Below are 16,595 nucleotides of genomic sequence, written 5' to 3'. Positions count from 1 at the left end.
TAATAAAAGATCAATTATTTTTTGGGTTCAACAGTAAAGATATTGTACTTATCGGCCAGTTTCCAAAGCTTTGCGCCACCTTTAATTCCATCTCTGTTGGTCACGATTTTAATGTTGTCTTCCAGCTTAAAATTAATCTGTTTCGAATTTCCGCCACCTATATATAAGGTATCGTAATTGAAAACTGTTTTATAAATTTCGATTACCTTTTTTAATCTTTTGTTCCAGCGTTCGCTACCGATTTTTTCGAATGCCTTGTTTCCGATATAATCGTCGTAATCTTCCTCCTTATTGATTGGGAAATGCGCCAGTTCCAGGTGAGGAAGCAGTTCTCCATCAAATAATAGCGCTGTTCCGAAGCCTGTACCCACTGTAAAAACAATTTCAAAGCCTTTACCTTCAACCACGCCTAAGCCTTGTTGGTCGGCATCATTAACCAAACGCACAGGCTTACCAAGCTCGTTAGCCACGCGTTGTGCAAGATCTACATCAGCCCATTTATTTTTAGCCAGGTTGGGGGCAGTTTTTACAATCCCATTTTTAACGTAACCCGGAAATCCGATTGATACACGGTTATAACTATCAGGAAAAGGCTTAATTAGTTCTACAATACCTGTTACAATATCTTTTGGCGTAGCTTCTGGCGGGGTTTTGCTTTTTAAATATTCGGTAATCATATTTCCGCTTTCATCTAAAAGAACGGTTTTTATACTTGTACCGCCAATATCGATAGATAATATATTGTTGTTTTCCGCTTTTTTCTCTGTAGCCATAATTTTGTATTTATAATTCCGAAGTTCTACAAATAAATTAAAACAACAAACATTAAATGCAGATGGAAGTAATTTAGGTGTAATAATATATTCTATAAAATCTATGTATTTAATAGAATATAATTAAGTTTGTTCCGTTAAACTCAAAAAAGATCTAAATTGTTATGACGGTAAACTACCTTGCATTTGCTATACCAGCATTTTTTATTTTTGTATTTATTGAATTTAAAATCGCCCAGCACCAAAAGAAGGCGAAAATTTTTAAATACGAGAGTACAGTTGCAAATTTTAGTGTAGGTATTGCCGAGCGGTTATTGAATTTATTTATTGCGGCCAGTTTTTATCAGGTTTACGATTGGCTGTATGCCCACTATGCCATTTTCGATATTTCTACGAAGTGGTATGTATGGATTTTGCTGTTGCTTGCTACCGATTTTGTTTGGTACTGGTACCACAGGCTTGGACATGAGATTAATTTTTTATGGGCAGCACACATTGTGCACCACCAAAGCGAAGAGTTTAATTTAGCTGCAGCAGCGCGGATTACCACTATTCAGGCCATTTTTCGTAATGTTTTCTGGTGTGCTTTACCATTGGTAGGTTTTCACCCCAACATGATCATTACCATTCTTTTGGCCCACGGTGCGTATTCGTTTTTTACACATACGCAATTGATTGGCAAATTAGGCTGGCTCGAAAATATTTTGATTACGCCTTCGCTACATGGCGTTCATCATGCTTCTGACGAGAAATATCTGGATAAAAACTATGGTGACGTCTTTGTTTTCTGGGATAAATTATTCGGCACGTTCCAGGCGGAAGAAGAAGCACCTAAATATGGTTTAACACATCCCATTAAAAGTTATAGTTTCCTGTGGCAGCATTTTCATTATTATTTAGAAATAGGGGAGGCTTACAGACGTGCAAATGGATTTAAGGCCAAATGGGATGCTGTTTTCGGGAGTCCTGCGTTAATGGATCAAAACATCAGGCCGATTTTAGAAGAACGTTATTATCAAAATAAATTACAACATGAGGCGAAACCTAAACCCAGGTTTAAAATTTATCTGAATATCCAGCTGATTATGGTGGTAGCAATGCTTACAGGTACAACCATGTTTTACGAATCGTTAACTGTAGTCCATAAAGTTGCCATATTGATTTTTATCCTCGTTACCCTGATCAATATAGGCGCCCTGTTAGAGCAGCGCAAGTGGATTTATTACCTCGAATGTTTCAGGTTGATACTGGTATTCGGTTATTTCTTCTATAGCTTTAATATCATCGAACTTTTAATATTCCCGGTTGTAGGATTGATTATTCTTGAGCGTAATTTTTCATTGAATAGCTTGTATAAAAAGCACCTTTTTAGCTATAAATCCAACACAATTAATACATAGGTAACTTAAAGGCAAAGTTTGCTTAACATTACCGTAATGTTGCTGAGCTACTTTTGCTGGCAAGATGAAGGATGCATATTTGAGCAAAAGTGATGAAGACTTAATGTCATTATTGGTAAACCAAGATAGCCTTGCACTGGAAACCCTTTTTAACAGATATTATCCTGCTTTATGCAAATTTACCTCTATTTATATTAAAGATTACAACAAAGCAGAAGAGCTTATTGCCGATCTTTTTATGAAGCTTTGGGACAAAAGAAACGAGCTTCAGATCAAATCGATCAAAAAATACCTGTTTACTGCAGCTAAAAATTTAGCCTTTAATGAAATTCAGCGTGTAAAATTCCATATTTTAAGTATCAACGATCGCGAAGATACACTCGATTACCCGGATACTTATTTAAATCCCCACGAACAGCTTACCAGCAGGGAATCCTATTCCGAAATTATAAGTCTTATTAACCTGTTACCCGATCGGCAACGGGAAGTGCTTTTAATGAGCCGCATCGATATGTTAGAGAAAAACATTATTGCCGATTTATTGGGAATTTCTGTAAGAACCGTAGAAACCTTACTCTATCAGGCCGTGAAAAACTTTAGATCGCTCACAACTGACCGATTGGAGATCTAATTCAATTCCCTTCTTTGCCTGAAAGTATACTTAGGGCCTGTTTAAATTTTTATAACAAATATAAATAGCCTTTTGCTGTCACCCTGAGGGATAATTTATTGGATAAAAATCAATATGAATGACGTATACATTTTTTTGCCCTAGAGTAAAGCCTTGCCTCGGCTCGCCGCCGCCGAAGGGCTCTTTCTTTTTGATGTCAAAAAGACCAGCGAAGCTAGCTTGAATGCAAATAAAAACATAAATACACATGAAAAAACAAAAAACACCGGCTGAAAATTTTTCTTTCGAAGCAAGTGAGATGGCTTTGTCAGTGGAGCCCGAAAAATTTGTTAGGCCGGGTTTAAGCAGAACGGGGATACGGCCTAGCTATGCGGAAATGCATAAGCTACACAAGTCGCTCATTAATAAGTAATTACAAAATAATATTTTGGAAAGGCAGGTGTAGTTTGCCATAGGGGTTTTCAGTCCCGCTTTTGGTACGAGGTCGGATGAAGGATCGGAAGCTCTTCCCGACATCAGATAGCTATCGGATCGGGTTTATTTGAAAAAGGCTGTTGATCAGGAATTTAAGCGCAGACTATTGTGCCTAAACCCGACAGGAGCGGATCCCGATTTTTTCAATCGGGATGGAGCAGATGGCGGGGCTAAAGGATCTATGAAACAGTGACCTCTCATTTCCAAATGAAAGTATTAATGTTTTTACTGCTGAAACAATCCTTCAACATTATTAGTCTATTTAGGCTGCTCTTTACACTTAACGATTTGTTAACAATAACTTGATCTTTTTCGCTACGTATCGGCGCCATTTAATCTGTCTTACATCCAGAACCGCATGACTAAATGGACGAACGTTACTACAAATTAATAGAAGATTACAGCAAGAAAACCATTGGCAGTGAAGATTTAACAGATTTACTGATTTGGGTTGGAAGCAGCCAGCAGAATCAGCAGATTTTCAGGGAAAGCTTACAGGCCTTTGAAGCAGCAGATTATTCCCTGAAAAAACCTGTTAATCAGCAAAAAAGCTGGTTGGCCATTCAACAACATATTGAAAATAGTGCTGAGCAATCGCCAATTATAAAAAGAATCAATTATAGAAAGTATTTTACAATAGCTGCCGCAATTATGGTAATCTGTTTATTACCAGTGCTCTATTTTAATAACTTTCATCCAAAAAAGACCGAAGTTATTGCTTACAACGAAATTTACAATCCGCGTGGACAGAAAAGGCTGGTGACCATGCCCGATGGTTCTAATATCTATTTAAATGGCGATAGTAAAATCCGTTATGCACTCAATTTTAATACCACCAGCAAGCGGACTGTTTATTTAGATGGCGAAGCTTTTTTTGACGTGCAGCACCGCACCAAACAACCTTTTATAGTTCATACCGGAAAAGTAAGTACTACCGTTCTGGGCACTTCATTTAATATTAATGCTTATCCATCTTTAAAAGATATCACCATCACCGTGCAAACGGGTAAAGTTGGCGTGCTGTTTAAGAATAAGGGCAAAACAGCCCCTGTTCAGTTCCTTTTACCAAATGAGCAGCTTACCATCAATAAAAATAATGGACAGACTACCAAAAAGCTGGTAAATGCAATTGATTTTGATAGCTGGAGAGAATACAAAATCTTTTTTTACGATAAATCCCTGAGCGAAATCGCCGAGGTAATTGCCCGCGAGTATGATCTTAATATTGAAATTAAAACCGAAGCTTTAAAAGGGGTAAAGCTTACCGCTAAATTTGATAAATGTTCGGTAAAGCAGATTATGGATGTAATTGCTAAGCTATCAGACTCAAAATATACAATCTATGAAAATAAAGTAATCATTTATTAACGATAAACTATAAAGATAGATATGATATAAAATTACTAAACCGAAAAATGGCTCGAAATGCTGGACACATTTCAAGCCCTGAAAACTGTATACTCATTTGACAAAGTAAAACTTAGTAAAGATATGAAAATTAATACCCGATGGATTAAAAATTTCCATCAGTATCCCTCAAAAGTTATGGTGATTACTGCCATAATGATGTTGAATCTGCTCTCTTTCTCACTATATACCTATGCACAAAGCGATAAGAAAATTTTATTCGAAGCTGATGGTATGACATTAAAAAAGGCTTTTGAAACTATAGAAAAGCTCAGTGGCAATCATATTGCCTATAACAACAACCAACTCGATGATCAGAAAAGGGTTTATGTTTCCAGAGGAACGAGATCGGTATACGAAGTGCTTGATCTGCTTTTAAAAGGAATGCCGTTTACTTATAAAGCAGGCGGTGCCGGCAACATCCTGATTACAGCCAAAAACACAAATACAGGTAGGATTAGCGGTAGGGTTGCTGATGAGAACAATGAGCCTATTCCGGCTGCCACGATTAAAATTGTGGAGTTAAGTAAGGTTACACAAACTGACAATGAAGGTAATTTTACGATTCCCGTATTACCAGGCACCTACACGGTTGAGGCAAGTTTTATTAGCTATCAAACCGGTAAAGTACAGAATGTAATTGTAGTTAATAATAATTTGACTAAAATCGGAACACTGAAACTTAAATCATCTGATAATTCATTGGATGATGTGGTTGTTACGGCTTTGGGTATCAAGCGCTCGGAAAGAGCCCTGGGATATGCCATTGCCTCTTTAGATAGTTCTGCATTTACAAATGCAGTAGCTACGAACTGGACAGATGCATTATCTGGAAAAGTTGCAGGCCTAAACCTGGTCCGCAATAGTGGTTTGGCAGGATCTAATAAAATCATTCTCCGTGGTGAAAATAATTTAACAGGAGATAACGAAGCTCTGATTGTTATTGATGGAGTTGTGGCCAGTAGCAGTGCAAAACGTACAGCCGGAACCGGCGGAGGTGTTTATGGAACATCCGGAGATATTTTGCCAACAGATTTTGGAAGTGCACTAAACGATCTGAATTCTGATGACATTGAAAATGTTACAGTATTAAAAGGACCTGCAGCTTCAGCGCTTTATGGTCAGAGGGGAGCAAATGGTGCCATTGTAATTACAACCAAATCTGCTGGTAGCAGTAAGAAAAAGTTTAATATTACCTTCACTTCTAATACTGCCTTCGAGCAAATTAACAGAGGACCAGATATTCAACAAGAATATGGTGCAGGTGTAAGCGGTGCGAGTTATTACAGTTTTGGAACAAATGCAGATGGTGCAGATACACATGCAACCAGTTCGACTTACGGACCAAGGTTTGACGGTACCAGCATGTTTTTTCAATATGATCCAACTACACAAAAAGGTGGAACAACGCGTACACCATGGGTAGCATATCCAAATGCATTAGATGCATTTTTTAAAACGGGCGTTGAAACGACAAACTCTGTGAGCTTAGATGGAAATGCAGGAAAAGTAGGTTTACGCTTTACTGCAAGCCATGGTAATAACGATTGGATAGTTCCTAATACAAATTTGGAACGTACTTCTCTTGCTTTTTCAGGAAATAGTAATGTAACCAAAAAACTGAACATTGTTTTTAAGGCCAGTTATAATAACAGGCACAGTGACAATTTACCGACAACAGGTTATGGCAACCAGTCTTTAATGTACTGGTTCATGTTTGCACATCCAAATATGAATTTGGATTGGTTTAAAAACTACTGGGTTGCCGGACAAGAGCAGCAGAAATTTATAGACTTAACTTCGAGTTTTCCGGAAGGACCTTATGCAATTTCTGAACAATATATAAATGGACAGCGAAGAAATGGCATTCTGGGAAATGTTCAGGCCACTTATAAGTTTACTGATGATTTAAGTTTACTGGTACGTTCGTCTATCGATTTTAATCATGATATCCGCGAAACCAAGCGTCCATGGGATGCTGCAGGTGCAAAATTTGCCCAAGGCTCTTATCGTGTCCAGGACATCAACTCTTATGAAGTAAACGCCGACTTTTTATTAAGGTATAACAAAGATTTAACAAGGGATTTAAAACTTTCTGCATCAGTAGGTGGTAGCCAATTGAGAAACAGATACTACAAATCAGAGCTTCGCGCTGATGGATTAGTTGTTCCGGGTGATTATAGCTTGGAAAACAATCAAAATCCATTGATTTCGGTACCGGATACTGCACGGTATAATATCAATAGTTTCTACGGTACAATGTCTTTATCGTTAAAGAACTATTTATTTTTAGATTTAACCGGAAGACAGGATTGGAACAGTACTTTGGCGTCTCCACTTCGAACGGATAATGTTGGTTTCTTCTATCCATCTGCAAGTTTATCTTTCATTGCGTCAGATTATTGGCAATTGCCTTCGCAAATCAGCTATTTCAAGCTTCGCGGTTCAATTGCCCAAGTGGGTAGTGGTGGAACGACGCCATACCGTACCGCATACAACTATACGCTTGCTGCGAACGGAATTTATCCGGGCGGAGCAATGACAAACCCAAGTATACTTCCAAATAATAACTTAAAGCCACTATCTACTACAACAGTTGAGGTTGGTGCCGAACTAAAATTATTTAAAAGCAGATTAAATTTCGATTTTGCTGCATACACCGGAAGTACAAAAAATCAGATATTAAGCCGTTCGATTGATCGTGCTACAGGATATTCAATCGCTGTATTTAATGCCGGAAGGGTAGATAACAAAGGCTTGGAAATGTCGGTAAATGCAACGCCTTTGCAGAGCAGATCATTTACATGGACGGTTAACGGAACGTTTTCTGCGAACAGAAATACCATTAAAGAATTGGCCGATAGTGCTGTAATATTACGTACAGGCCCAATTGGGGGTACACAAATCATAGCTAATGTTGGTGGAAGCCTCGGAGATATGTATGGTTTCGGATTGAAGCGTTCGCCTGATGGACAGGTAATATTCGATAATACCGGTAAAGCCATTCCAGATCAAACACAGTTAAAATATCTGGGAAATACAATGCCTAAATTTAGATTTAGTTTTGGTACAGGTGTAACTTATAAGGGCTTTGCTGCTAACGTTTTATTTGACGCACAATTAGGTGCTGTTGCACACTCGTTAACGTTTGCAAGAATGGCTGGCCTGGGCAAATTAAAACTGACCTTACCAGGCAGGTATGGCGGTTTAATTGGAGATGGAGTAATGTTAAATCCTGATGGTGTTACTTATAGCCCCAATACCACAGTTGCAACTGATATCGGTGCATTTTATGAGGCTATGTATGGTTCTACTAATGCAGAAGGAAGTACTTTCAGAACCGATTATCTAAAATTCAGAGAAGCAAATATTAATTATACATTCTCAAAAAGACTGGTTTCAAGTTTGGGCCTGAGCCGGATAACCATAGGCGTGTATGGGCGTAACCTGTATACCTGGTCGCCGTGGCCTGCATTCGATCCTGAGTTTGGTACATTATCGGGTAGCGATATCGTAACAGGTTTTGAAGTAGGGCAACTGCCATCAACCAGAACTTTTGGTGCACGTTTAGTAGTCGGTATAAACTAATAAGAAAATGAAAAAGATTAAATATAGTATAGGTTATGCTTTCTTACTGCTGATGGGAACTTCATTTTTCTCCTGCAAGAAAGATTTCGATAAAATTAATACAGATCCGATAGGTGTACCAGAGGTTACCGCAGATAAATTGCTGGCACCTGCGTTAACAAACGTGTTGGGCGCAAACTTAATACGTAACCGATCCATTAACAATGAACTCATGCAGGTTACAGTTTCTACTTTGGATGAGGTACTGGAGGGTAGAATTTACAGATATGATATCAGAAGGCAACTGTCTGATGCGATGTGGAATTCCTGGTATTCTGAATTGACAAATATAAAGGATATCAATACCATCGCCAGCAAGCCAGGTGCAATTAACACTTCCTATCAGGCGATTTCCAGAATTGCCGAAGCGTGGACAATGCAGCTGCTAACAGATACCTACGGAGATGTACCTTACACGGAAGCGAATCAAGGCAGGGCTGGTGTATTAGAGCCAGCGTTCGACAAACAAAAAGATATTTACATGTCCTTGCTGAATAAACTGGAAGAAGCCAATACCCTGTTAACAGCAGGCCAGAAGGTTGAAGCCAGCAGCGACCCGGTTTATAATGGAGATATTAGTAAATGGCGCAGATTTGGAAATTCATTGTATTTAAGGCTATTGCTTCGGATTTCAGGCAAGGCAGAAGCAAGTGCACAGGCCATAGCCAAAATTAAAGAAATCGTTGATACCAATCCAGCCAAATACCCGATTATGACTGATAATACCCATACGGCTAAAATTCTATGGAATGGTACAAACAGTAGTACTGCTGTATATTCATCGCCATTTATGGTTAATGTTAGACCGGCAGATTTTAGGGGATCTGCCATTGTAGACTTTTTTATCAATAACCTGACTACCTGGGGTGATCCAAGAATAGATCCAACATTAGGCAAGAATGGGGTAAACAGGTGGAGTATAGCCGCAGGTCCAGCAGGCTATGTTGGTATACCAAGTGCTTATCCGATAGGTAGTGGAGCTCCAGCTAAACAAGCTTATTTTTACTCTGATGCACAATCGGGAAATCCAACAAGCTTGCAAACAGATGCTTCAACAGGTGTGATGATGAATGTTGCAGAAGTTGATTTTATTTTGGCAGAAGCAGCTGCAAGAGGATGGATCAATAGTACAGGTGAAGATTATTATTATAAAGGAATAGCTGATGGAATTAATTATTGGATGCCGGCTTTGTATGCTAACGGTAATGATGCATCAGTGAGGGCTTATGCTTTAAGGGGTGATTTTAATTGGAATAATGCCTTGCCATTAGACAATAAAACAGCAGGCTCAGATAGTAAGTTAGAACAAATTCACTTGCAGAAATATTACGCCTTATTTTTAGTAGACTTTCAGCAGTGGTTCGAGTACAGAAGAGTTGGTCACCCATTGCTTCCAAAAGGATCAAGCTTATTAAATGGAGGTAAAATGCCAGTTCGTTTATACTATCCAATACTTGCCCAATCAACCAATCCAACTAATTATAAAAATGTATTAACTGCACAGGGACCTGATGATGTGAATACATTGATGTGGTGGCAAAAACCTTAAATACTATTGATGATGAAAAATAAATTAAAATATTTTCTTTTGCTTGCAGTTGTGCTTATTACTTACACAAGCTGCAAAAAAGAAAACGACTATCGCTATAAATTTTCAGAAAGTGGTTTCATTTCTAACTTTGATTTAAGAAGATACTATAAAGGATCAGATCTTTCGCTCAATCCTGATATTATAGGAGGTGCTACAAGTATAAGAGGTGTAGTCGTTTCTGATTTTAGATCCGGGAATTCGGTAACAGGATTAATTGCTTTACAAAATAGTCGTATTAATGGCACAGCAGATTCGCTAAGGGGAATTTCATTCAATATTGGAACAGCAGCTTCTGATTACATTCCAGGAGATTCGTTGCATATCAAACTTGATGGAGGAGTATTAAAAAGGGTCGATGGGATTTTACAGATTACTGGTTTAACAAATTCTGCAATAACCAAAGTGGCATCAGGAAGAAAAATTAAATTACAGGCGGCAAATACGAGCGCTATTCTAGCCAATCCAGATCGTTATGAAAGCACTTTAGTTGCGATTAACAATGCGGTTTACGACCCGGAGCCAGCGAGTGACGTAATCTATTCAGGAGATAAAATACTAAATGATGGTTTTGGTCTTGCAACATTACGGACCAGTGCCAATGCTACTTTTGCAAATGCGGCTGTTCAACCTTCAGGTAATTTTACTGGGGTAGTATACGTAACCGGCACGGGAAATTCAAAAAAGATCGAATACCGGATGCGAACTGCAGAAGACTTTTTTTATGTTCCGATGCCTAAGCTTTCTCCTGCAATTATTTCGGGATTTCTTGTTGATCCAAATTCAACCGATGGAAATTACGAATATGTTCAGTTTTTAGCAACGAGAGATATTGATTTTGCGCTTACACCATTTTCAGTTTATACCAGTAACAATGCTGGAGCAACTACTTTTCCTACGCTTGGATGGAACACAGGCGCACTTAGAACTTACAAGTTTAATCTTACTTCAGGGTCAGTTAAAAAAGGTGAATTTTTCTATGTTGGTGGTGCTGGTCAGCGCATCAATGGGTCTGCTTCAACAGTTATACCAGCTTCAAAATGGATTTCTAGCGTGAATTACACTACAGTACCAGGCGCAGATGGTGTAGGAAATGTAACCGGCAACCTGTTAGCAAATAGCGGAAACGTTGCTGGTATTGCAATATTTGAGGGTATTAATGTTACCCCAAATTCTATTCCATTGGATGTAATTTTTTATGGTGGTGCAAACGGTAGTTTTTATACAGCAGGGCCACCTGAATATGGATTAAGAATTACCATCACAGACAAATTTGCTACCTATGCAGGAAAAGTTCCACAGGAATATTATGGGAAAGGAACTAATGATGTCTCTAAACGTTTCGCAGGTTTTCCAGCAGCTTTAAGTTTTGCCAGGTTAGGAGGTGTTTACAAGGCTACCAAAGGCGGGTGGGAATCGGTCAGAACAATGATAAGTGTTCCCTTAACAAATACATCCGCACTTAGTGAAATTGAGACAGGAGGCGTAACAACCTTAATTGATAAGTAAGAAACAAAAAGAAGGCCAGTAAAATTGGCCTTCTTATATATATTCAAAATTTAAGCCCGTATGATTTAATATCAAAAATCATGAACAGAAGATCCTTTATACAAAAATCAACCCTATTAACTTCAACAGTTTTCATCAGCTTAAAATCCTTTCCATCATCGTTATTTTCGGTTGATGGATTGGTAAGCGGAATGGTGACCAGTAAAGGCAAAGCCGTAGCCGGTGTAGTCATTTCTGATGGTTACAGTGTGATACAAACCGATAAAAATGGCAATTATGAAATTAAACTTCATGAGCTGGCCCGTTTTGTTTGGATCAGCACACCTTCGGGTTATGAGTTTAAAACTGAAAGCAGCATCGCCCGCCATTATTATAAACCAGATACCGCTGGTAAATTAAACTTTGATCTTAAGCCGCTAAAACAGAACGATAATAAACACAACTTTATCATTTGGGCAGACCCTCAGGTGAAGAATAAAAAAGATGTGGCGCAGATGATGGAAACTTCCGTGCCAGATACAAGAGACGTGGTGAAGAGTATGGGAAAAACACCAGTTCATGGCATCGGCGTAGGTGATTTAGTTTGGGATAATTTCGATCTTTTCCCTGCATACGATGAGGCTATAGCTAAAATCGGAATTCCGTTTTTCCAGGCTTTAGGAAATCATGATCAGGATTACAGGCAAGGGGGAGACGATACTTCTGACCGGACTTTTCAGGCACATTATGGTCCAACATATTACTCTTTTAACAGAGGGAAGGCTCACTATGTAGTTTTAGATGACGTACGTTACCTGGGGGTAGAAAGGACTTACGATGGTTACATCACCCCAACGCAGTTAGAATGGTTGGCTAAGGATCTTCAACTGGTGCCTAAAGATGCATTACTGATTATTTGCCTTCATATTCCGGTACATAATTCAGTTAAAAATAATGATGATTTTTATGCTGTACTAAAAGATTTTAAAAACGTACATATCATGTCTGGCCACACGCATTTTAATAAAAATGTAATCAAGAACGGCATTTACGAGCATAACCATGGTACCGTTTGTGGTGGCTGGTGGACAGGCCCGATTTGCGAGGATGGCACACCACGTGGCTACGGTGTTTACGAAGTAGATGGAACCGATTTAAAATGGCACTATAAATCTACCGGAAGAGACCGTAAAGAGCAGCTTGATATTTATGTAGATACCTTAACCAATCAAAAAAGATTAATCGCCAATGTTTGGAATTATGATCCTGAATGGAAAGTAGAATATTTTCTGGATGGAAAAGCAATGGGTGCATTGGCGCAGCAGGATGGATATGATCCTTTAGCTGTTAAACTATATAAAGGCGATAAGCTGCCAAATCCAAGGCCGTTTGTAGAGCCTTGCTCAACTGATCACTTGTTCATGGCACATTTTGAACCGTCAGTTAAAAAGGTAAAGGTTGTTGCTACCGATCGCTTCGGAGAAAAATTTGAGGCGGAAATTAATACGTAATTCATGTGTTATAGGATGGTTGTTCGACAGATTCAGGATGACCATTCAATACTCATAAATCTAGTTAGTAAAAAATTAATATAGATTTAATTAACTGCGTTAGATGATCACAACTGATAACACTATAATTGCGCAATCGGAAATCGTGCTGTGGGATGTTACCATCCGACAGTATGTGAATTTTAAATTAATTAACTGCGTCCGATGGTAACATCCGACGCCACGACCAACGTCACTATAAAATTCCTTTTTTGGATATGAAACTAAAAAAAACAGCAATAATTATTCTTTTGGCATCATTAGCAGTAAAATCTCAAGGTCAAGAAGTTAATTTCCCTGCGTTTAGCGCAGAGGCACATCGGGGTGGGAGAGGCCTGATGCCCGAGAATACCATTCCAGCTATGCTAAACGCCATGAAAATAGAAGGTATTACCACTTTGGAAATGGATACCCACATCTCTAAAGATGGTAAAGTAGTGGTAACACATGATGATTACCTGAGCCCGGCGTTTATGCTTACGCCAGACGGAAAAGACATTCCGGTAACAGATGTTAAGAAATATCCGATTTTTGGAATGAATTACGCTGATATTAAACAGTTCGATTTAGGTACCAAATATTATGAACTGTTTCCTCAGCAGAAGAAAGAAAAAACACATCTTCCTTTGCTTTCTGATTTAATAGATGCTGTTCAGCGTGATATTAAAACCAATAAACGCAAACAGTTTTTCTACAATATCGAAACTAAATGCAGCGAGAGTGGTGATGGTGTCACCAACCCTAAACCTGAAGAATTTGTTAAACTTTTGATGGATGTAATTTTAAAGAAGAAGATCGCTGACTTTGTCGTAATCCAGTCTTTCGATAAAAGGACAATTCAGATCATCCATGAAAAGTACCCAAAAATGAAAACCTCTTTTTTGGTTGCCAATAAAAAAACATACGAAGAAAATATTGCCGATTTGGGTTTTAAGCCATTTATTTTAAGTCCGGTTTGGCAAATGGTAAACGAAGAACTGGTAAAAAAAGCACATGCGGATGGTGTAAAAATCATTCCATGGACAGCCAATACCTTAGCCGATATTCAAAAACTAAAAGCTCTAAATGTAGATGGAATTATTTCTGATTATCCGGATATTTTAGTTCAGGCAAAATAGTATTTTCGACTTTATAAAAAAAAGGACATGAAAGCACTTTTAAATAAGTTATTAATCACCGCTGTTGTGTTTACCTTCAGTTTCACAGCAGCTTTTGCCCAGGTGGTTAAATGGGACAGTACCTATCGTCCGGGGAAATATGTTGAGCAGGTGGCTAAGTTTAAAGCCGATCTAAAATCAAAAAAGGATATTATTTTTTTAGGTAATAGCATTACTGCCGGAACAGATTGGGCTAAACTTTTAGATCTTCCACAAGCAAAAAACAGAGGGATTTCTGGTGATATTACTTTTGGCGTGTTAGAACGTTTGCAAGATGTAATTGATGGCAAGCCTGCAAAAGTGTTTATCCTGATTGGTATAAACGATATCTCCAGGAATATTCCGGATAGTGTGATCTTAAGGAATTATAAAACAATGATCGCCAGAATCAGAAAAGGGTCGAAGAAAACAAAAATTTATTTCAATACACTTTTGCCTGTGAATGCTGCTTTCGAAAAGTTTAAAAACCATTATGGTAAGGATGAGCACATTCTGTGGTTGAATGATGAGATCAGGAAATTTACAGCTAAAAATTTAACAGTTATTGATTTATATCCAAGTTTTACCGATAAGGACAAACATTTAAAGGCAGAACTTACTAAAGACGGTTTACATCTTATTCCTGCCGGATATCAGGTTTGGGCCGATTTTCTTAAAAAGTCTGGTTATTTAACTGAGAAATAATATGATGTGGAAAGAAGTCAAGCTTTAAAAGCTTGACTTCTTAGGAGTTAAATAGAAAGGTTTTGGCCAGCTGCCTTCACTTTTTCTTTATCAATATTACTAAAGCTGGGTATACTGCCTAGCTTTTTTATTTTGGCATATTGGAGAATGTATCTTTCGGTTTCTGTATTCTCCTCACCATTAAAAATGATGCCTTTGACAGGAATTTTGTATTGTTTAAGCAGATTGACCGATAAAAGCGTATGGTTAATGCTGCCTAAATAATTTTGCGAAACCAATATCACTTCTACTTCCAGTTTTTTAATCAGGTCGATAATCAGCTCATCTTCATTTAAGGGGACCATTAAACCACCAGCGCCTTCAATAATTAAGTTATTATCAGTTAAAGGAGTATTGATTTTATCGAGATCAATATCAACACCATCTAATCTCGCTGATAAATGCGGTGATAGTGGTTGTGTTAATCTGTAGCTTTCGGGATGGATGATGGTTTGTGAGTTACTAATTAAACGATCTATTGTTATGCTATCGCTCGTATCTAAATCACCCGATTGGATCGGTTTCCAATAATCGGCTTTCAGTTTTTCAGTTAAAATAGCACTTACTAATGTTTTTCCGATGCCTGTTCCAATGCCTGTGACGAAATATTTATTCATTTAATTTAATTCTTTAAGATGATTAACCAATGAAATAATTTCTTCATCGGTATTAAAGGTATGCAGGCAGATTCTAAGCCTTTCTTTGCCTAAGGACACTGTTGGGCTTAATATTGCCCGGACATCGAAACCTTTGCTCTGCAGCGTTGTAGCAGCTAGTTTAGTAGCTTCATTTGATGAAAATAAAATACCCTGAATCGTACTTTCGCTATCAATTGCATTGATGTTTTGCTCTTTTAAGGTGTTTCTGAATAGTGCAATTTTTTGGTGAATCAACTGGTGATCAATTTTATTTAAGTATTGGTATGCCGATCTAACTGCAGCAACATTATGAATTGGAGCAGCTGTGGTGTAAATGAACGACCTCGCAAAATTAATTAAGTAATGACGTAAGTTTTTACTGCCTAAAACAATGGCTCCATGTACGCCTAAGGCTTTACCAAAAGTTACAATGCGTGCAAATACTTTATTGGTTAAGTTAAACTGGTTGATTAATCCCCGACCATTTGCACCAAAAACACCTGTAGCATGAGCTTCGTCTACAATCAGATTGGCCTGATAACGCTCGCAAAGATTTGCTATATCTATTAATAGGGCAATATCTCCATCCATAGAATATACGCTTTCTATCACCACAAATATATTTCCTTTCGCCAGTTTTAGTTTATTTTCAAGGTCATTTGTATCGTTATGAAGAAATTTATAACGTGTAGCGTGGCTTAATCTACAGCCATCTATAATACTGGCGTGGATCAATTCGTCAGTAATAATGGTATCGCCGCGTTGCGGGATACTTGATAATAATCCTACATTGGCATCATAACCAGAGTTAAAGATTAACCCACTTTCAGCCAGATGAAAATCGGCAATAAACTGTTCGGTTTCTTCAGTAAATTTAGTATTTCCGCTTAACAGTCGCGAACCACCGGCACCATTCAGGTAATTGGGTAGTGCTGCTATAGTATCGCCCGTCAGTTTTTTTAATTCTTTAGACCTGGCAAAACCCAGGTAGTCGTTAGAACAAAAGTCAACAGGAGGGATGTTGGTCGATAAGTTCCTGATCGAAAGATTGTCTTTTCGTTCCTGAAGTTTACCATTAAGAAACTGTTCAATTTTGCTCATTGGTCAAAAGTAAAAAAAGCGTCCCGAATAATCGAAAC

Annotated in this window: 12 protein-coding genes; 9 read left to right on the top strand and 3 right to left on the bottom strand. The window is 38.1% G+C overall.

Going from position 1 to position 16,595, the window contains the following annotated elements; all coding sequences use genetic code 11:
- Positions 1-14 precede the first annotated feature (14 nt).
- Entirely contained in the window at positions 15-773 is a 759-nt protein-coding gene (locus BCL90_RS15530) for an ROK family protein (protein WP_121284914.1), read from the bottom strand.
- Positions 774-937: 164 nt separating this feature from the next.
- Here BCL90_RS15530 and BCL90_RS15525 point away from each other — a divergent pair, with 164 nt between their 5' ends.
- From BCL90_RS15525 to BCL90_RS15485, 9 genes are all read left to right on the top strand, one after another.
- Positions 938-2,173, top strand: coding sequence for a sterol desaturase family protein (locus BCL90_RS15525; RefSeq protein ID WP_121284913.1), 1,236 nt, complete (start codon positions 938-940; stop codon positions 2,171-2,173).
- 64 nt (positions 2,174-2,237) lie between these two features.
- The gene (locus BCL90_RS15520) at positions 2,238-2,804 is read left to right on the top strand and encodes an RNA polymerase sigma factor (protein ID WP_121284912.1); all 567 of its coding nucleotides are present in this window, start codon (positions 2,238-2,240) and stop codon (positions 2,802-2,804) included.
- A gap of 840 nt (positions 2,805-3,644) precedes the next feature.
- Positions 3,645-4,646: a FecR family protein gene (locus tag BCL90_RS15515; RefSeq protein WP_121284911.1), complete on the top strand. Its 1,002-nt coding sequence runs from the start codon at positions 3,645-3,647 to the stop codon at positions 4,644-4,646.
- A gap of 123 nt (positions 4,647-4,769) precedes the next feature.
- Positions 4,770-8,273 carry a SusC/RagA family TonB-linked outer membrane protein gene (locus tag BCL90_RS15510; protein ID WP_244095090.1) on the top strand — a complete coding sequence of 1,168 codons (3,504 nt, stop codon included), beginning with the start codon at positions 4,770-4,772 and terminating at the stop codon, positions 8,271-8,273.
- A 7-nt stretch (positions 8,274-8,280) separates the two neighbouring features.
- The gene (locus tag BCL90_RS15505) at positions 8,281-9,861 is read left to right on the top strand and encodes a SusD/RagB family nutrient-binding outer membrane lipoprotein (protein ID WP_121284910.1); all 1,581 of its coding nucleotides are present in this window, start codon (positions 8,281-8,283) and stop codon (positions 9,859-9,861) included.
- A gap of 9 nt (positions 9,862-9,870) precedes the next feature.
- On the top strand, positions 9,871-11,409 hold the full coding sequence (locus tag BCL90_RS15500) for a DUF5689 domain-containing protein (RefSeq protein ID WP_134380667.1): 1,539 nt from the start codon (positions 9,871-9,873) through the stop codon (positions 11,407-11,409).
- Between the two features lie 80 nt (positions 11,410-11,489).
- On the top strand, positions 11,490-12,899 hold the full coding sequence (locus tag BCL90_RS15495) for a calcineurin-like phosphoesterase C-terminal domain-containing protein (protein WP_121284908.1): 1,410 nt from the start codon (positions 11,490-11,492) through the stop codon (positions 12,897-12,899).
- A 257-nt stretch (positions 12,900-13,156) separates the two neighbouring features.
- Positions 13,157-14,056, top strand: coding sequence for a glycerophosphodiester phosphodiesterase family protein (locus BCL90_RS15490; RefSeq protein WP_121284907.1), 900 nt, complete (start codon positions 13,157-13,159; stop codon positions 14,054-14,056).
- Positions 14,057-14,083: 27 nt separating this feature from the next.
- Entirely contained in the window at positions 14,084-14,779 is a 696-nt protein-coding gene (locus BCL90_RS15485) for a GDSL-type esterase/lipase family protein (RefSeq protein WP_121284906.1), read from the top strand.
- A 47-nt stretch (positions 14,780-14,826) separates the two neighbouring features.
- On the opposite strand, the gene bioD is transcribed toward BCL90_RS15485, so the two are convergent.
- On the bottom strand, positions 14,827-15,435 hold the full coding sequence (gene bioD, locus BCL90_RS15480) for a dethiobiotin synthase (RefSeq protein WP_121284905.1): 609 nt from the start codon (positions 15,433-15,435) through the stop codon (positions 14,827-14,829).
- Positions 15,436-16,557 carry an aminotransferase class I/II-fold pyridoxal phosphate-dependent enzyme gene (locus BCL90_RS15475; protein WP_121284904.1) on the bottom strand — a complete coding sequence of 374 codons (1,122 nt, stop codon included), beginning with the start codon at positions 16,555-16,557 and terminating at the stop codon, positions 15,436-15,438.
- Between the last annotated feature and the right edge of the window lie 38 nt (positions 16,558-16,595).

The organism is Pedobacter alluvionis, from assembly GCF_003664035.1.
GTDB lineage: Bacteria > Bacteroidota > Bacteroidia > Sphingobacteriales > Sphingobacteriaceae > Pedobacter > Pedobacter alluvionis.
This window is presented reverse-complemented; position numbering and strand designations above follow the sequence as displayed.